We start from the raw sequence: 18081 nt of genomic DNA on the forward strand, positions 1-18081 counted from the left end.
ATACTGTTGCCAAGACTCGACGCCCACCGAGCTTCAGCGGCTACAGGCCGTAGCTCTTGATCTTGTACTGCAACGCCCTTCGGCTGATCCCCAGAATGCCGGCCGCCGCCTCCCGGTTGGACGTGCACTTCAGCAGCGTCTGCCGGATCAACTCCGACTCCACCTGGGCGATGCTCATGCCTGGCTGGATCGTGAACCCCATTCGCTTCCGGCCCGGGTTGACCAGATCTTCTGGAATCTGCTCCCGGCCGATCACGCCTTGCGAGACCGTCACCGCCAGCCGCTCCACCAGATTGCGCAACTGCCGCACATTCCCGGGCCAGGGCAGCGCCTGAAAAAGGGCCAGCACCTCGGGGGTGAACCTCTTTGGCCGCCGCTGGTGCTTCGCGCAGAAATGCTGCGCAAAGGACGACACCAAGTCTGGAATGTCCTGCACCCTTTCCCGCAACGGCGGCGGACAGATGGTGACAATGTTCAGCCGGTAGTAAAGATCATCCCGGAAGCAGCCCTTCTCACACTCCTCCTCCAGGCGTTTGTTCGTGGCCGCCACGATCCTCACATCGGCCCGCTCCAGCTTCGTACTCCCGATCGGGCGGTACATACCATCCTCCAGCACCCGGAGCAGGTCGCCCTGCCCCTTGGGGGAAAGATCGCCGATCTCGTCCAGAAACAACGTGCCGCCATGCGCCTGCCTAAACCGCCCCTGACGGTCGCCCACCGCCCCAGTGAAGGCCCCTCGCACGTGACCAAAGAGCTCCGCCTCAATCAGGCTGTCAGGCAGCGCCGCACAGTTGACGGCTATGAACGGGCGCGCGCGGCGGCGGCTCTTCTCGTGAATGGCCCGGGCGATGATCTCCTTTCCCGTGCCGCTCTCCCCTTCGATCAACACCGTCACGTCCGTCGATGACACTTTCGCAATCAGCCGGCTCACCGCCTGCATCACCTCACTGCCACCGGCGAAGATGTCGGGATCTGAGCGGCGACGCAGCCGGATTTTGAGCTGCTGGTCCTCCGCCGTAAGGGACTGGTGCTCCAGCGCCTTCGCGATCGACGCCAGCAGCCTGCCCTCCTCCAGCGGTGTGGTGAGATAGTCGAAGGCCCCGCACTTGATCGCGCTCACTGCTGCCTCCACCGTGCTGCCCTCGGCCACCAGGATGAACTGCGTGTCCGGTGCCTGGCTCCTCAGCTTCTGCATCAATGACTCCGGCGCAACTTGTCGCGCATCGAACGACTTGACCACGACATTGAAGAGTTCCCCCGAGGCGAGGTGCAGCGCCGCCACCTCATCCGTGGCGACCGCCACGCGGTAGCCGGCCTCCGTCAACATGTGATGGATGGCCCTGGCGGCGCCAAGCTTCCGATCAAGCAACAGAATGTGGATCTGCGAGGGGTCCATAAAGGCGCAGCTACCTTGCACAAGACGTCACGGTCAAGTGCAATATTTGCACACAACCCCTTCTTCACCTCGGTTTCCAGAATTTACACCGATTCGTAATCACCTCTTGCTCAACATATTACATCTTTTCACACAGCATTGGCACCCAACCTGCCTCCCAGCTTCAACATGCCCCAATTTTCCAGCAACAGTGTGCACTCTGAGCCGGCGAACCCGGCCCCACAGCCCCGCCCCTTCCAGACCGACGCAGAGTTCGACCTTCTCCTGCCAAAGCCGTTTCAGGACCTCTCCCAGCGGCACTGGACGCCCGTCGCGGTGGCCCATGAGGCCGCCCGATTCCTCGCGGACCGCCCGGGAGACAGGGTCCTGGATGTGGGCTGCGGCCCTGGCAAGTTCTGTGCGGTGGGCGCCTCCGCCACCCAGGGCCACTTCATCGGCGTGGAGCAGAGGGGGAATCTCGTCCGTATTGCGCAGTCGTTGCTGCAACATTTCCAGATTCCCCGGGCCACCATCGTTCAAGGAAATATCGTCGATTTCGACTTCGGCCAGTTTGACGCCTTCTACCTCTTCAACCCCTTCCAGGAAAACTCGCTGCCCTCCTATGGCATCGACTCAAGCGTGACGCTCGATCCCCGGCTCTACGACCTCTACACGGCGCACGTTTACCGGCAGTTGTCCGCTGTCCCGTTGGGCACCCGGGTGGCGACTTACTGGGGAGACCAGGAGGAGATCCCGGACTCCTATGACTGTGTTGGGTCGCAGTTCGATGACCGGCTGCGCTTCTGGATCAAACGGCGGCATCACTCCCTCATGGCACCATGCGGGGCGGCTGCGCTCAGCAATGCCGACGACCTTCGCCCCGCATCCAGCAGGAGCGGCATCTACCGGCAGGGGGCGATGGCGCACGCGCTTCTATCGTCCGGGATCCTGTCCTGATGCATTCCACACGCCCGGCCATCACCACCATGGAAAATCTTTACAATGACTTGAGCAGCTCCAGACGAGGCAACGAATTTAAGTGTTCATTTCTCGTGGAGCAGGAAATGATCGCGGCAGTCAAAGCCTGGCTGGACATGTGCGGAGACCCTCGCCTTTCGGAGGATTTTGTCCTCGCACTCGGGGCAGAGGAAACAAAACTGGGCCGCAGGGGGCAGGCTCACCTGGCCCTGCACGTGACGCCACGGCTGCTGCTCCAACTGGTGCTGGCCGCCCGCCGGGACCTCGCCACTCCCTGGCAGTCAAAGGAGCAGGAGATCAACCTCGGCCAGATCCGCGCCCGCATTGAAACCTGGGCGCTCGCCTGGATGCTGTTGAGGGACTTGCGTCGCTAAGAACCTGTTTGGATAAAAAACACTGGGGGTGTTGCGAGGCGTTGGGAGTCTGGACAAGGCGCGAAGAGGGCGCGAATCGAGAGATTCACAATGGATGAGCAACGCAGTCCAGGCTCGGCCAAGCTGCTCTTACTCATTCCCTTGATTGAACCTGCCACACCCGGAATTTTTTTATCCAAACAGGTTCTAAGTGCCCGCCCCACGTCAGACCTCTTTGCCAGCTTCCCCCACTGCGTCTCTCCCCAACAGCGCAGCGCATCAGCGTTGCGGATGCAGCTCCGCCAGGGAGGGCCGGAGCGCACCGGTCACCCCTTCGGGCCATGGCGCCCCCTGTTGAATCCATCGCCACAGGATTTTCTCTTCGGACGGGGTCAGCCTCGCACCCACCAGCGGCATCGCCACCACCCCCTGATGCGCAGCCGTCACCTGAAGCAGGCGGCTGGAACCCGGCCTGCCTGGTACAATACGGGGACCGTAGGCACCAGGCTGCATCGCCATATCCCGGGACTCCAGCCGATAAGCTCCCGCTGCCGCTTGGTCAGAATGGCAGCTCAGGCACTTGCTCTCCAGAATGGGCTTCACCTGATGTTCAAAACTAACCGCTCCCCTCGTGCGGCGGAGGACCTCTGGCACCAGAACAGACAACCCCTCCGGCGCGGTCTCCCCGCCACGCTCACTCTCCACACCCGGACCTGCGCATGCGCTCATGAGCAGACCCGAAAAAACACAAACCATCGCTTGGTGAAGAGAGGGGTATTTCATACGGCTTCCTTGATCTCATCATACGCCCTACAGGCAGCCTCTACCAAGCCTTCCTTGCTAAACACAAGTCCCATAACGCTGCAACCACGGGCATCCAACCACAAGCAGCCCACAATATGACTTTCTTTCAACAAGATACGACGGGCAAATTCGCGATCCGCAGAGTCTAATATGGATGACGCGTACATTCACACACGCCCCTGCTTGGGTCGAATAAAGCGGACGACCCTTGCGGGTTTTACCCAATTCCGCAATCGAGGTCAGTACCATGAATACACTCACTCGTTGGACCCCGTTCCGAACCGGCACCTGGGACCCGCTCAAAGAGATCAGTGAAATGGAGAACCGCCTGTCCCGGCTTTTCCCCACAGCCGCCAGCAATGGCGGTGCCAAAGAGGCCCTTACGGTCGCAGAATGGGCCCCTCCCGTGGACATCACCGAGGACGACAAGGAGTACGTCATCAAAGCCGAGCTGCCGGAAATCAAAAAGGAGGATGTCAAGGTGACCGTGACCAACGGCGAACTCACCCTCGCCGGCCAGCGCAAGTTCGAGAAGGAAGAAGAGGGCAAGAAGTACCACCGTGTAGAACGATCCTACGGGAGCTTCCTGCGAAGCTTCACCCTGCCGGATGCCGTCGATGCCACGAAGGTCGAGGCTCAGTTCAAAGACGGCATTCTGACCGTCCACCTGCCCAAGGATGAACGGGCCAAACCCAAAAGCGTGGAGGTCAAGCTGAACTAACCATGAGGTCGGCAGGCTCCGGTACCTCCGGCGGTTGTGCTGGGATCACAACCGCCGCGCATTGGTCATCGGCCGCTGAAGGTGGGCTCGCGGTCCGTGGTTGCTCATGAACTCACTGTTGTCCGTCATGCGCTTCGTATTCTAATGCGTCCCATTGAGAAGATAAGAAGATCTCCGCCACTGGCAGACACCTTCCGCCAGCTTCCTGCTGGATGTCAGCCTGAGGGCGAACTCACAGCCCTTCAGCACCCCTGAGACTTCCCGGCGTGGAGCACGAGCCCCGCCCCGATCAGGGCCTTGGATGCTCATGAGATGTCAGACATCACCTTGGGCGGGAAGGCAGCCCGCAGGGCATTGAGGACGGCAAGAACGTCAATAACCTCCTGGGAGATGGCTCCTGCGACTGGATCCAGATACCCCGCAGCTGCCAACACCATGCCCACCAAACTCAAGGCCATGCCACCCACAGCGCTCTGGAGGGCGATCAGGCGCATGCGACGGCTGATATGGATGAACTCGTCCACCTTGGTAAGGGAATTGTCCATCACCACCACACTGGCAGCTTCCGCTGTCACGTCACTGTTCCGGCCAATCGCGATCCCGACGGTGGCTGCCATCATAGCCGGCGCGTCGTTGATGCCATCACCCACATAGAGGGATTTGATTTGCGCCGTTTCACGACGCACAATCGCGAGCTTCTGTTCGGGACTTTGCTCCGCATACACCTCAGTGATGCCAACTTGTTCAGCCAGGTAGCGAACCTCCGACTCGCGATCACCTGAGATGATCATGGTCCGTTTGAACTGGTGCTTCGTGCCGAGATGATGAATGAACGACTGACCCTCAGCCCGGGGAGCGTCCCGCAATCTGAATGTAGCAGCATATCTGTCGTCAACGACAATGATGCACTCCAGCCCCCCGGCGACAGGAGGGACGAGATCCCTGCCCGCGACTTCTCTTTCAGCGAGCTTTTGCCGGCCGGTGATCTGCACCGAATGACCAGCTACGATACCGCGGAGCCCCTGGCCGGGTGCCTCACTGACTTGTGAGGTTTCCAGCGGAGGCAGCCCCTCCGCCTTGGCCTGGGCAACGATGGCCAATCCGAGAGGATGCCTCGAATAAAGTTCCAGACTGGCAGCGAGAGCAAGGACGTCCCTCTGCACAAACCCCGGAGCCACGATTTGGTCAGTCAATTTTGGCTCCCCGTAGGTCAGCGTCCCCGTTTTGTCGAAGATCCCGATGCGACAGCTCGAAATTTGCTCAAGAGCGAGCGGGTTCTTGACGATGATGGCGCGCCGGGCACACAGAGATATCGAGCCGATGATCGCAATGGGGATGCCAATGAGAAGCGGGCAGGGCGTGGCAATCACCAGAACGGAGAGAAAGCGCAGAGCTTCCCCACTCAAAGCCCAGGCGAAGAGTGCCAGGACGATTGCCACGGGGGTGTACACCGCGCCCAATTTATCGCCCAGACGCCGCAGGTGCGGCCGGGTCTGTTCAGACTCTCGCATGACTTCCATGATCTTTGCGTAACGCGAGTCTGCAGCGAGTTGCGTGGTGCGAATGGTCAGGGAAGAGTCGTTGTTGATCGCCCCGGAGATCACCGGTGAACCGGTGGTCTTGGTGATCTCAAAGGGCTCACCCGTAAGATAGGACTCGTCCATAGAGCCGTGTCCCTCAATGACCACACCGTCCACCGGACAGATGTCATGGGGATAGATCACCAAGGTGTCCCCCACCGCCACTTCATGCAATGGCACATCTACGATGCCTGCCGCAGTCTTGCGATGCGCTCCGGACGGGATGCGTTTAGCCAGGGCCGCCAGTACCGATGAGGCGCTACGCAGGGCGTAGCTCTCGAGAGCTTCCCCTCCCGAAAGCATCAACACGATGATGGAACCCGCCAGATACTCCCCCATGACAAAGGAAGTGACAATGGACACTCCTCCGAGCAGGTCGGAACCAAACTCCCGCCTCCACATTTTTTTCAAAAGCCCCCACACGAGCGGGAGGCCACACACCACAATCGTCGCCAAAAGCGGATAGTTGCAAGTTGCGACGTCAGCCCGGACCACAAAACGCAGCACAAGATGGGTGAAGATCGCGATCAGGGAGGTCGCCGCGACAATCAATCCTTTTTGCCGCTTCACCCATGAAATGAGCCCGCGGTCTGGCAGGGCGTGCCCCGGGTGATTTGACCTGCCGGTGGATTCCACGCTGGGATCGGTCGCCTGAATCATGATTGCTTGGGATGAGGGGTGAACAGCTGGGTGTTCAACGTTGTGGAGTGGCTATCCCAGCAAGATCTTGCTATCCTGAACTGCAATCGCTTGTCGCATGGGTGCCGGGTGTCCGATCCTTTCCACGGCCCGGCCAGCTTCCCACCATGGTTGGCAAGCGCACCAAACCGTTGCCGATCTGCCCGCTGGTGCTCTTCAGCCATTGGGGTTTATCATCCACATTTTGTGAATCAAGCAGATTAATGCGACAGGCGAGCGTTCTTGGCACCACTTGAGACGCGAACTGCTCACGGGACAAGATTCGGTGCATGGATGCCAATACATGGATGGCAAAACCTGAATAAATCAACTACGATGGCAGGTGGATCTCCAAACAAAACCCACCAACCGCCATGATCAAGAAATTTGAAATCGACTACACCGTCTTCCCGCAGCATAACCAGCATGTGGACACGCACCGGACCGACGATCCGGTGGAAGCAGAGGAATACCTCATGCACCTGCTCGTCAGCGGAGCCCGGATCCTTGCCATCAAGCATGAGGGAGTAAATCTGGACACCGTCCAGTCTGACCGGCTCCTGCTCGTTGCTGTGCAGCGTCTTGCCACGCGTCTGCTGGCCAATTCGCTGCACATCGATTCCGTGACCGTGAACCACCGCTTCGGCCTCCCTGCATGAGGCGGCTCACTGAAATAACTTCATGAACCTGCCCTCCCGCCTCTGCGGCATTGCTTCCGGTGCCGCGTCGCTTGCCCTGCTGGCGGCCGGCGGGTGTGCCACGGTGCCCTCTCACAGCAAGGAATCGGAGGCGGCATTCGCCACCCGGTTGAAGCCCGTCCTGGAGTACTACTGCACGGAGTGCCACAATCCCCGCCTCGCCCCGGTTTTCGGGGGGCTGGACCTTACCACCGGTCGTGCTGCCATGACCACCGGCAGTCATGCGCCTGTCATCCTGCCCGGCCACCCGGATCAGAGCCTGCTGGTCACCGTGCTGCGTCTCGGTCATGAGGAGGCCTTCGGCATGCCGCCCGCGCCGGACAAAATCAGCGACGACGAGCTCAACGGTGTCCGGGCCTGGATCCAGCAAGGAGCACACTGGCCCACCGGGGAAAAGGGCCGGCTCAAAGTGCCTGTTGACGGAACCGCTGCGGAGAGCCATTGATCGATGTCCGTCATCGCAAGGTCTATGAGCTCCCCTCCTTCGACCTCTGCTGCGGATCAGGCGCACGACATTCTCCGCCGCCCGCAGAGGCACGCCTTGGCCCCGCTCTTCACGCCGCGCAGCATTGCCGTTATCGGGGCATCAGACAAGCCCGGTTCCGTGGGTGCGGCCCTGCTGCAAAATCTCACGACATGGGGGAAGCCCGTGTACCCGGTCCATCCGGTCCACACCTCACTCCAGGGGCAGCAGGCCTGGCGGGAGGTGGCGGCCATCCCCCACTCCGTGGACCTGGCGGTGGTCGCCACTCCGGCAGAGACGGTGCCAGGCATCATCCGGCAATGCGCGAACTGCGGCATCCCGGCGGCGGTGATCCTTTCAGCAGGGTTCAAGGAAACAGGATCGAAAGGCGCCCGCCTGGAGCAGGAGGTGATGGCGGAGGCGCGCCGCGGCAGGATGCGGATCCTCGGGCCCAACTGCCTCGGTCTCATGATGCCCCACGCCGGGCTTAACGCCAGCTTCAGCGCGACCTCCGCCCGGCCTGGCAGCGTCGCCTTTCTCAGCCAGAGCGGCGCGCTCTGCACTGCGGTGCTGGACTGGAGCCTCAGGGAAAAGGTGGGGTTCAGTGGCTTCGTCTCCCTCGGCTCCCTGCTCGACGTGGGCTGGGGGGATGTGATTTCGTACTTCGGCGACGAGCCCCACACCCGGAGCATCGTGTGTTACATGGAGTCCGCAGGAGATGCGCGACGTTTCCTCTCAGCAGCACGGGAAGTGGCCCTGACCAAGACGATCATCGTATTGAAGGTGGGTCGGACGGAGGCGGCAGCACGGGCAGCGGCCTCGCACACCGGAGCGCTGACCGGCCGTGATGCCGTGCTGGATGCCGCATTTCACCGGGCTGGCGTCCTGCGGGTGAACACGCTGGAGGAGATGTTCAACATGGCGGAGGTGCTGGCAAAGCAGCCGCCTCCACGCGGCCCGCATCTGGCCATCGTGACGAATGCCGGAGGCCCTGGGGCCCTGGCGGCAGACAGGCTCGTGGCCAGCGGCGGCAAGATGGCAGAGCTCTCCTCAGAATGCCTCTCGAAGCTCAGCGCAGTGCTGCCACCGCACTGGAGCCATGGCAATCCCCTCGATATACTGGGTGATGCCGATGTGGGCCGCTACGCCGCTGCGGTGGAAGCCGCCTGCCAGGAACCAGGGGTGGACGGCGTGTGCGTCATCCTCACGCCGCAGTCCATGACCGCTCCCGGTGCCATCGCGGAACGGGTGATCCAGGCCACCCAGTCTTCGGGCAAGCCGGTCCTCGCCAGCTGGATGGGAGGGGCGGCTGTAGAGCAGGGACGAGAGATCCTCAACACCGCAGGAATTCCCACCTATGACTTCCCCGACATGGCGGCACGGGCCTTCGCTCTCATGTGGCGCTACGGAGAGAACTTACGCTCCCTGTATGAAACACCCGTGCGAATGCGTCACACTGGCATCGCCGCAGATGGCAATGCAGCGGCCTGCGCCACGGCGCTCATCCGCGAGGTGCAGCAAGACAGCCGTAGCCTGCTGACAGAGACGGAGTCCAAGGAAATACTGGCTGCCTACGGCATTCCCGTCGTGGAGACCCGCGTGGCCACCACTGTGAACCATGCGGTGCACCTCGCCGACGCGATCGGCTACCCCGTGGCCATCAAGCTTCACTCAAAGACCGTGACCCACAAGTCCGGCATGGGAGGCGTCCGTCTGGACATCTGCCACGCTGAGGGGGTGAGGCTCGCCTGGCTGGAGATCGAACAGGCGGTTCAAAAAGCGGCCGGCCCAGGCCACTTCCAGGGCGTGAGCATCCAGCCGATGGTGCGCCGGTCCGGCTGCGAGCTCATTCTCGGCAGCAGCGTGGATCCGCAGTTCGGCCCTGTGCTGCTCTTTGGCGCTGGCGGCATTTTTGTGGAGGAGCTCCAGGATCAGGCTCTGGGCCTGCCCCCGCTCACTGCCACCCTCGCCCGCCGCCTCATGGAGCAGACCCGCGTTTACCACGCACTTCAGGGAGGCAGGGGGCACCCTCCCGTGGACCTGGCTCTCCTCGAGCAGATCCTGGTCCGCTTCAGCCAGTTGATCGTCAGCCACCCGCGGATCGCGGAAATAGACGTCAACCCGCTCGTGGCCTCCCCGGAGGGCATGCTCGCCCTGGATGCCCGGATCGTGCTCCATCCCCGTGAGGTACCCGATGACAAGCTCCCGGCCCCCGCCATCCGTCCCTATCCGGCCCGGTACATTCAGACCTTCCCGTTGCAGGATGGCACCACGGCGACCATCCGCCCCATCACCCCGGAGGACGAGCCCGCCATGGCCAGGTTTCATCGAACCCTCTCAGAGCGCACCGTGTACCAGCGCTACCTCATGCAGATGCGACTGGACCAACGCGTCGCCCATGAGCGGCTCAGCCGTCTCTGCTTCATCGACTATGACTGCGAAATGGCCCTGGTCGTGGAACGCCGCCCCCCGGGGGAGGACCAGGCGGAAATCCTGGGAGTGGGGCGGCTCAGCAAGCTGCATGGCCTCAACGAGGGCGAGTTCGCCCTCCTCATCAGCGATCCCTGGCAGGGCCATGGACTCGGCACCCGCCTGCTCAACCTGCTCGTGCGGGTTGGGCGAGATGAGGGACTGGCCCGCATCACCGCCACCATGCTCCCGCAGAACTCGGGCATGCAGCAACTGGCACGGCGCGCCGGGTTCACGGTGCACTGCAACATCGATACCGCCGAGTGCAGCGCGGAATTGATCCTATGAGCTCCCGCTGCAGGGCTCACGCTGGGGATTGAAAGACGCGAAATGGGGTCTCCGGGCCGGGCCCCTCGGTCGTGATGACTTCTGAGAGCTCAATCTACCCTGGGGGTGGCTCCTGCGTGGGCAGGCACGTATCACGCCTCTTTTGATGCGCCAGCCCCCGGCCTGTCCCTATCTTCCGGCCTGCGGGGCCCGTCCCACTCCCAGGTGCCATCCTCGGCAATATACAGCCCGTGGTCGAACCACTGCGCCTCCTCACCCAGGCGCCCCAGCGCCACATAGCTGATGCCCCGCGACGTGAACGCCTCCAGGACCCGCAGGAGCTCGACCTTGTCCAGCGAGGAGCTGATGCGGTCCAGGAACACGATCTCCGGTGCCGCCAGCAACGCGCGGGCGGCGGCGAGCAGCGCCTGCTCCTCAAACGACAGAATGCCGCTCCAAGCCTGCTCCACATCCAGACCGCCAAACACGCCGGGCAGCGCCGCCAGCCCCACCGCCCCGAGCGCCGCCTCGACCTGGGCACCTGTGACGGTGCCCTCATCACCCGGCTTCACCATGAGATCCCGCAGCGTGCCCGTCGGTAGGTAGGGCCGCTCCGGCAGGAACATGATGCGCTCATCATCCGGCCGTGTGATCAGGCCGGAGCCATCCCGCCACAGTCCCGCCGTGGCGCGGAAGAGGGCCAGCTTGGCACGATTGTTCACCGCACGGATCAGCACCCGGCGCCCGCGGGGAATGACCACTGAGAGATCCCTCACCAGCGGCCGGCCGCTTGAGGAAAGCAGCGTCACCTGCTCGTAAGCCAGCGTGCCGTTCTCCTCCTTCACCTGCAGACCGCCCTCCGGCGCACCCGAGGCGCTGCGCATCGCATCCGTCAGCCCGCGGATTCTGGAAATTACCGCCGCATACGACGACATGGACTGGAACTGCGTGACGATGAGCGAGAACGCCCCCATGAGCTGCGCAAAGGCCATGGCCGACTGCGTCACCACCCCGAACTCGACCTCCTGCTTCATGAACAGGTGCGCCACCACAAACACGGGGATCACCGGGATGAGGTAGTTGTACCCCGTGGTGAAAAAGGAAACGTTCCGGTTCACGGAGACAACTCGACACGCATTTGTGATCACATCGGCAAACGCCCGCGTCAGACGGTCGCGGTCACGGTCTTCACGGCGCAGCATGGCCATGCCCTCCCCATTGTCCCGCACATGGATCAGCTCCGCGCGGAAGGTCGCCTCCCGGTCGGACTGCGCATAGTTCAGCCCCACGAGCCGCCGCCCCAGCAGGATCGTCACCACAGACCCCAGCAGGGCATAGCCCACCGCTCCGGCGAACAGGAGGGGGCTGATGGACCACATCACGCCCGAGAAGGCGATGACCGTGAACGCCGCATTCACAGACATGAGGAAGAACGACAGCGAGGTCGCGGCAAATGCGCGCACATCCTCGGCGATGCGCTGGTCGGGATTGTCCACCCCTCCTGCAGCCGCGAGCCGCAGGTAGGTGCGCTTGTCGAGGTACCGCCCCAGAAACTCCCGCGTCTGCCAGTCCCGCCACAAGATCCCAAGCCGCTCCTCAAAGAAGCGGTAAAACACCGCCACCAACGTGCACGCCGCAAACACCAGCACATACAATAGTGACACCGACATGAAGCGCGGCATGTTGCGGCTCTCCACGGAGGTGATGAAGTCCCGGCCCACATAGCTGTTCACCACATTGAGCGCATTGAGCACCAGCATGGACACGATGAGCAGCGCAAAGAGCCTCTTCGCACGCCCCCCCTCTTCAGAGGAGGCGAATCGGCTGATGGCCTGCCGTACCCTGCCGAAACCGAATCCAGGGGTTCTGGGCTTTGCTTCAGGAGGATTCATGGGCGCGGCATGCACAAAGGCGCTCTGGCGTGACAAGAGGCCCCTGTCAATGCCGGGTGCGCCGTGCGCCACGGCATGCAGGCAGCCCAGCAAGCCGGAACTTGGCATGTCAGCACGGGCTCGCCCAGCGTGGTTTGGCATCTATCACGCCGCTTTTGACCCGGGCCCGGACTGGGCCCAACCAGCCGGACGACCTCAATATCACCCCCGCATTGGACAAGGCATGCACAGCCCCAGCCCAGTCTGCCCCGACACCCCCGTCACTCTATGAGCTACCCAGACACACCGTGGCACGAGCTAGGGCCCGAGGAGGCCTGCTCCACCCTGAATACCAGCGCTGCCACTGGCCTGACTGCGGAAGAACTCCAGCGCCGGCGGGCGGAGTGGGGGGCCAACACCCTGCCGGAGGTAAAGCACCGGCCATTCTGGCGATTGTTTCTGCGGCAGTTCGCGAGCCCGCTCATTTATATCCTCTTTGTTGCCGCGGCCATCTCTGCCTCCATCGGTCACGGCACCGATGCGGGAGTGATCCTCTTCGTGGTCATGGCCAACGCTCTGATCGGGACCTTCCAGGAAGGGCGGGCTGAGCACTCCATGTCCTCCCTTCAGCAGCTCTCCGCGCTCACAAGCCGGGTCATTCGGGAGGGCAAGGAGTGCGTCATCGAAGCGCGCGACCTTGTTCCAGGAGACATCCTCCTGCTCGCCGCAGGAGATGCCGTGGGCGCAGACGCACGCCTGCTGGAGGTGGCGGCGCTTGAAGTGTCCGAGGCTGCCCTGACCGGAGAGTCACTCCCCGTCGCCAAGCAAACCGCCCCCCTACCCAGAGCTACTGGCCTGGCAGACCGGACCAACATGGTCAGCTCCGCCACCCATGTCACCGCCGGTCGCGCCCGGGCCCTGGTCGTCGCCACCGGGCAGCACACCGAGGTGGGCAAGATCGCGCACATGACCCTGCAGGGGACCGAGCCGCAGACCCCGCTGGAACAGCGGCTCGCCAGCTTTGGCCAATGGTTGACGGCCAGCGCCCTGATTCTGTTCGCTCTGATCCTGGTGCTGGGAAGTGCCCGTGGCCTCCCGCTTGGACAGCTGTTCATGGTGGCTGTCAGTCAGATGGTCTCCGTCGTGCCGGAGGGCTTGCAGGTTGCCATGACCGTTGGCCTCGCCGTCGGCATGCAACGAATGGCCCGCCGCCACGCCCTCGTTCGCCGTCTCGCCGCAGTGGAAACCCTGGGGTCCACGACGGTCATCTGCACGGACAAGACGGGCACCCTGACCAAAAACGAAATGACTGTCACACGGGTCCATCTGCCCGCAGGACGTGACCTTGAAGTAACCGGTACTGGATATCATCCGGAAGGTGATCTTCTGGAGAGGGGCCACCCTCTCTCCTCGACAGACCGTGCGGCTCAGAGCCTCCTCAAGGCCGTCGCGTTATGCAACGATGCCCAACTGGTGCCGCCTGACAGCCACGACCTCCGCTGGAGGATCGCAGGAGACCCCACCGAGGCAGCGCTCCTGGTGCTGACTTACAAAGGCGGCCTGAACCCAGATGCCCTGCGTCGCCAGTTCCCCCGCGTGGGTGAGATCCCCTTTGATCCCGCCACGAAGCTCATGGTCACCCGGCATCGCACGCCCGCCGGGACCCTCACCGTGGTGAAGGGAGCGCCCGAGTCTGTGCTGCACCTCTGCGATCCTGCCTCATTCGACGCACAGCTCGTCAAGAACGCCGTGGAAACCCTCGCCGCCCAGTCCCTGCGGCTCCTCGCCGTGGCCTCGATGGAAAATGGACGGCTTGAGGAGACAACCGACAATTTCCCCCTTCAAGGTAAAGTTCATTTCCTCGGCCTGGTGGGGCAGATGGACCCGCCCCGTGCGGAGATAGCCTCCGCCGTGGCGAAATGCCGCGCCGCTGGCATCCGCACGGTGATGGTGACAGGTGACCACAAGGCGACCGGGCTGGCCATCGCCCGCACTCTCGGCATCACCCTGGCGGGTGAGATGGCAGTGGACGGCACTGAGCTGGACCTCATGCCAGAACAGGACCTCCGCGCCGTGCTGGACCGCATTTCCGTTTTTGCCAGGGTGCACCCGGCGCAAAAACTTCGTATCGTGGAGGCCTTCCAGTCTCAGGGCCAGGTCGTGGCCATGACCGGGGACGGCGTCAATGACGCCCCGGCGCTCGCCGTGGCAGATGTGGGCGTGGCCATGGGTATCACCGGCACAGAGGTGGCCAAGAGCGCCGCCAAACTGGTCATCATGGACGACAACTTCGCCACCATCGTACGCGCCGTGGAGGAGGGTCGGCTCGTCGCCCAGAATCTGCGCAAGGTCGTCCTCTTCCTCTTTGCCACCTCTCTGGACGAGGTTCTCGTCCTCCTCCTCGCCCTGCTATGCGGTCTCCCCCTGCCCCTTGCCGCCGTTCAGATCCTGTGGATCAACATCGTCACGGAAGGCACCGTCACCGTGAACCTCATCATGGAAGGGCTGGAAGGCGATGAAATGTCCCGCCGGCCACTCACCCGCTCCGAGCCTCTGCTCAACCGCTCCATGGTCGCACGCCTGCTCATCATGGCCGGCGTCTCCGTGGCCGCCACCTTCGGCTTCTATCTTTGGAGATTGTCCACCGGGGTCAGCTTCGAGCTCGTTCAGACGGAGACCTTCACCCTGCTGGCCCTCTGCCAGTGGTTCAATGTGCTAAATTGCCGCAGCGCCCGCCAGTCCGCCCTGAATCTGGGAGTCTTCCGCAACCCCTGGCTGGCGGGCGGCCTGCTTCTGGGCAATCTCCTCCACCTCCTGGTCGTCTATGCCCCGCCCATGAACCGCATCTTTCACACCGTCCCCATTCCTCTGGCCGACTTCTTCCTCATTGGCCTTCTCGGCAGTCTCGTCCTCTGGGCAGAGGAGATACGTAAGTTCTTCGCGCGTAGAGACCTCTCCAACCCCGGCCTCCGCTGAACCGGCTTCCGCCCGGGCCCGAAGCGCTCACTCATCAGCGCGGGAATGTGATCGGTTTGTTTTACGACTGCACTGCACCGCTTCAGCAGGTAGTACGGAGACCTCACGGTTTGCTGCTCCATGGCTCCGAAAAACAATCGATGCTAAAAGACGCCCCCTTAGAACCCTTTTGGATAAAAACGCCTCACAACCTACCGGGGTGGACCGTCATCCCGACAAAGTCGCACTGGTCATGTTCCCTTTAAGCAACCTGCCGCACCCGGGTGTTTTTATTCCAACAGGTTCTTAGTCTTTGAGCTCCATGTCATACTTCGCCTTGTTGCCGAAATACATATCGCCTGGAATGGTGGAGCCGTCGTTCTTCACGATGGTAAACCGGCCCCCGGTCTTGTCGGCGATCTCATTCATGAGTGGCGCGCCGGCACTGGTATGCATGAGGAAGGTGTTGAGCCTCGCCTTGGCCTTCTTTTTGTTGTAGTCAAGAATGAGCTCCACGTTTGAGCCGCCCAATCCGTCCGTCATGAAATAGACGACCTTGGGTGGCGGCTGCATGTTCAATGCCGTCTTGAACGCCCAGCGCCAGTCGGTGCCGCTCCAGGTTTCCTTCTTGTCCAGTTCCTCCTTGGTGCGCCCGACATTTACGGGGTTGGCGTTCAGCCAGTCGTCTTTGGGCAGTTCGTCGTCCCTTCCGTCGAAGGCATAGTCTGTATGGGACTTCGTCGGCGAGAAGAAGCGATACTTTGTCTTCCCACGGTGCACCATGACGCGCTCAAACGTCCCCGGTTGCTCAACCTTCCAGCTCCGGTCCGCAAACTTCGCACCGCCCGCAAACTGTATCACTTGGTATTGAGCCCTCATTGGCAGCATCTTGAGCGTCCTGCCCATTTCATTCACCACCAGTTCCACCTGGTTCTTTTTCATTGAAGCCGAGAAATCAAGCACGAACACCACCCGGTCCAGGGGCGAGGCCATGCCGAAGAACGTCACCCCCTTCATGCCGCCGGTGCCGATCCCTGCACCAAATCCACCGCCCGCACCTTGGCTGCTAAATCCTGCACTCCCAGACATCCCGCCCATCACGCTGCTCATCTCCGGCATCTCCATGCTCTCCATGGGTAGATCCGAGAGTGCGATCGCCGCATTGCTGCTGGTGCTTACCACCTTCTGCATCGGCACCGTCTTGCTCAGCGTGGATCGCTTTTTCTGCTGCATTTGATGCGCAAGATCGCGCGAAGCTTCCTGGCCTGCCTTGCTCCCGCCTCCCGACAGGAAGTCCACTTTTTTCTCCAGCACAATCGTCTCCACCAGAAAGTACGCCGCGACCAGAATCCCCGCGTGAATGAGCAGGCTCACCACCAGTGACCCACCACCGGCTTTACGCCAGTACCTCACCAGCATATTGGGCTCGAGGACGGCAGCATCTGTGGCCAGCGCCTGGGGGACAAGCGATGAGACTTGCGCCAGCAGCGGGTCCGGGGAGTCAGCAGAAGTTCCATCCACCAGCGGCACAGAGGCGGTTTGTCGCATGCTCATTTTTAAGGTCTAGTCCAGGACAATTAGGAGATGCTTGCAGAACCCGCACAGCATTACCCGGGTCCAAAGTCACCTATGTCAGATGCGGCTCGTGGCACTTTAGTTACAACGAATGCCAACTTTTCCCGCGTCATGGGCAAGGGCTGGCACGAAAGGCCACCACCCTGCCCATCAAGGATCCCCCGTCCGTTCCTCAAAAGAAAGCTGCTCGTAGTTTCCAAACCACAATGAGGTGCACACGGCTTTCGTGACGAGCTCCGCCGCCCGGCTGAAGAACACTGGCCAACCTGAAGCAAGCTTCAAACCGCACCGCCGTCACCAGGGCTGCGACAGCTATTCAGCGTTTATATTGCTTCCTGAATTGTAGCGGAGTCATACCCATCCGTTTGCGAAAGTGCTGCGCAAAGGTGCTCTGATCGCAAAAGCCATGGCGAATAGAGTAACGCCGCAAACGATCTGAGAAAGAATTGCAGCGATCTGAGAAACTTTCACGTCGCGACTCCACTTTCGTAGCCATCACCCACCCACCTTGCAAGGCCCTTGCAAGCCGTCACGGCGGGGTCGGTGGGCGGCCGAAGAACTTCCCATTGGACTTCGGGCGGCCGTAGATGTGTGCAGGCTCATAGGCACCAGGAATGAAGCCTGGCGCGAACAGGGACTCCATCCCGTCGAAGGGGTACTGCGGGTAAAGAGCCAGCAAGGTCTTGTGAGGCCACACCCAGTCCATGAAGGTCTGGCCCTCATTGGTATTGGTGATCCCCACTCCCGGATCGGCAGGCTCAGGGACTGAGGGCAGTGGCGTCTCCTCCCAGTCCGTGCCTGGCCAGGTCGCGTCGTCGCCAGGATCATAATCCTCGGGCACAGCGCCCTTCCACCAGTGTTCGTTGGTGCCACCCCAGGTGGTGCTCGGCACACCATTCTCCGTCAGCCGTTCCTCATAGCGCCAGCGGATGTGCACCATGCGCCAGGCCATGGGATGATCATCGATCTCCCAGATCCAGCGCCAGCGCACCTGCTCTCGCTGGGTGGTGGTGACGATATCGCTCTCCTCACTGAGCTTCTGCTTGCGCCAAAGCAGCCGCCCCAGCCGGAACGTGATCAGCGGGAAGATATCGGTCACCGTGACGTCGAGCGTATCCCATGCCGGTGGCGTCTCATCGTCTTCCCAGTTGCGGATCTGGTAGACAAAGATCATTCGCGCATAGCGGGCGCGCCATTCCCCCGTGGCCAGGGGCACCGTCAGCGGCGGCGGCGGGTACCACTCCCGCAGCAGGTCCACCGCCGTCATCTCCGTGTAGAGCAGCTCGTCCAGCAT

General features: G+C 62.0%; 14 protein-coding genes. 7 read left to right on the forward strand and 7 right to left on the reverse strand.

All coding sequences use genetic code 11. The features are described from left to right. Positions 1 to 40 precede the first annotated feature (40 nt). Entirely contained in the window at positions 41 to 1396 is a 1356-nt protein-coding gene (locus VSP_RS29600) for a sigma-54-dependent transcriptional regulator (protein WP_009965287.1), read from the reverse strand. Between the two features lie 168 nt (positions 1397 to 1564). On the opposite strand from VSP_RS29600, the gene VSP_RS38010 reads away from it, so the two are divergent. Together VSP_RS38010 and VSP_RS29610 are read left to right on the forward strand one after the other, a co-directional pair. Then, positions 1565 to 2332 carry a methyltransferase domain-containing protein gene (locus VSP_RS38010; RefSeq protein WP_156345187.1) on the forward strand — a complete coding sequence of 256 codons (768 nt, stop codon included), beginning with the start codon at positions 1565 to 1567 and terminating at the stop codon, positions 2330 to 2332. Beyond that, on the forward strand, positions 2332 to 2727 hold the full coding sequence (locus VSP_RS29610) for a hypothetical protein (RefSeq protein ID WP_009965289.1): 396 nt from the start codon (positions 2332 to 2334) through the stop codon (positions 2725 to 2727). Before VSP_RS38010 ends, VSP_RS29610 begins: the two co-directional genes overlap by 1 nt. A 258-nt stretch (positions 2728 to 2985) precedes the next feature. On the opposite strand, the gene VSP_RS29615 is transcribed toward VSP_RS29610, so the two are convergent. Next, positions 2986 to 3435, reverse strand: a complete 450-nt coding sequence (locus tag VSP_RS29615; RefSeq protein WP_029190871.1) for a c-type cytochrome domain-containing protein — start codon at positions 3433 to 3435, stop codon at positions 2986 to 2988. 322 nt (positions 3436 to 3757) lie between these two features. Here VSP_RS29615 and VSP_RS29620 point away from each other — a divergent pair, with 322 nt between their 5' ends. Continuing rightward, entirely contained in the window at positions 3758 to 4231 is a 474-nt protein-coding gene (locus VSP_RS29620; protein ID WP_009965293.1) for an Hsp20/alpha crystallin family protein, read from the forward strand. 305 nt (positions 4232 to 4536) lie between these two features. Here the strand turns inward: VSP_RS29620 and VSP_RS29625 are convergent, their stop codons facing one another. Continuing rightward, positions 4537 to 6471 carry a heavy metal translocating P-type ATPase gene (locus tag VSP_RS29625; RefSeq protein ID WP_009965294.1) on the reverse strand — a complete coding sequence of 645 codons (1935 nt, stop codon included), beginning with the start codon at positions 6469 to 6471 and terminating at the stop codon, positions 4537 to 4539. A gap of 392 nt (positions 6472 to 6863) precedes the next feature. Between VSP_RS29625 and VSP_RS29630 the strand changes: the two genes are divergently transcribed. From VSP_RS29630 to VSP_RS29640, 3 genes are read left to right on the forward strand one after another with little or no spacing between them, the layout of a single operon-like run. Further along, complete coding sequence (locus VSP_RS29630; protein WP_009965296.1) at positions 6864 to 7148, forward strand: hypothetical protein; 285 nt, start codon at positions 6864 to 6866, stop codon at positions 7146 to 7148. 22 nt (positions 7149 to 7170) lie between these two features. Further along, positions 7171 to 7632 (forward strand): c-type cytochrome domain-containing protein, encoded by a 462-nt coding sequence (locus VSP_RS29635; protein ID WP_009965298.1) that lies wholly within the window; start codon positions 7171 to 7173, stop codon positions 7630 to 7632. Between the two features lie 24 nt (positions 7633 to 7656). Then, positions 7657 to 10407, forward strand: coding sequence for a bifunctional acetate--CoA ligase family protein/GNAT family N-acetyltransferase (locus tag VSP_RS29640; protein ID WP_009965300.1), 2751 nt, complete (start codon positions 7657 to 7659; stop codon positions 10405 to 10407). A gap of 131 nt (positions 10408 to 10538) precedes the next feature. Here the strand turns inward: VSP_RS29640 and VSP_RS29645 are convergent, their stop codons facing one another. Beyond that, the gene (locus tag VSP_RS29645) at positions 10539 to 12278 is read right to left on the reverse strand and encodes an ABC transporter ATP-binding protein/permease (RefSeq protein ID WP_044135131.1); all 1740 of its coding nucleotides are present in this window, start codon (positions 12276 to 12278) and stop codon (positions 10539 to 10541) included. Positions 12279 to 12545: 267 nt separating this feature from the next. Between VSP_RS29645 and VSP_RS29650 the strand changes: the two genes are divergently transcribed. Then, positions 12546 to 15233 (forward strand): cation-translocating P-type ATPase, encoded by a 2688-nt coding sequence (locus tag VSP_RS29650; RefSeq protein WP_009965304.1) that lies wholly within the window; start codon positions 12546 to 12548, stop codon positions 15231 to 15233. 285 nt (positions 15234 to 15518) lie between these two features. Here VSP_RS29650 and VSP_RS29655 read toward each other — a convergent pair whose 3' ends face one another. The 3 genes from VSP_RS29655 to VSP_RS29660 form a co-directional block, all read right to left on the reverse strand. Next, positions 15519 to 16766, reverse strand: coding sequence for a vWA domain-containing protein (locus VSP_RS29655; RefSeq protein WP_009965306.1), 1248 nt, complete (start codon positions 16764 to 16766; stop codon positions 15519 to 15521). Positions 16767 to 17103: 337 nt separating this feature from the next. After that, positions 17104 to 17283: an AraC family transcriptional regulator gene (locus tag VSP_RS41615; RefSeq protein WP_081452801.1), complete on the reverse strand. Its 180-nt coding sequence runs from the start codon at positions 17281 to 17283 to the stop codon at positions 17104 to 17106. Positions 17284 to 17316: 33 nt separating this feature from the next. After that, positions 17317 to 18081: a hypothetical protein gene (locus VSP_RS29660; protein ID WP_009965307.1), complete on the reverse strand. Its 765-nt coding sequence runs from the start codon at positions 18079 to 18081 to the stop codon at positions 17317 to 17319.

This window comes from Verrucomicrobium spinosum DSM 4136 = JCM 18804 (genome assembly GCF_000172155.1).
GTDB classification, from domain to species: Bacteria; Verrucomicrobiota; Verrucomicrobiia; order Verrucomicrobiales; family Verrucomicrobiaceae; genus Verrucomicrobium; species Verrucomicrobium spinosum.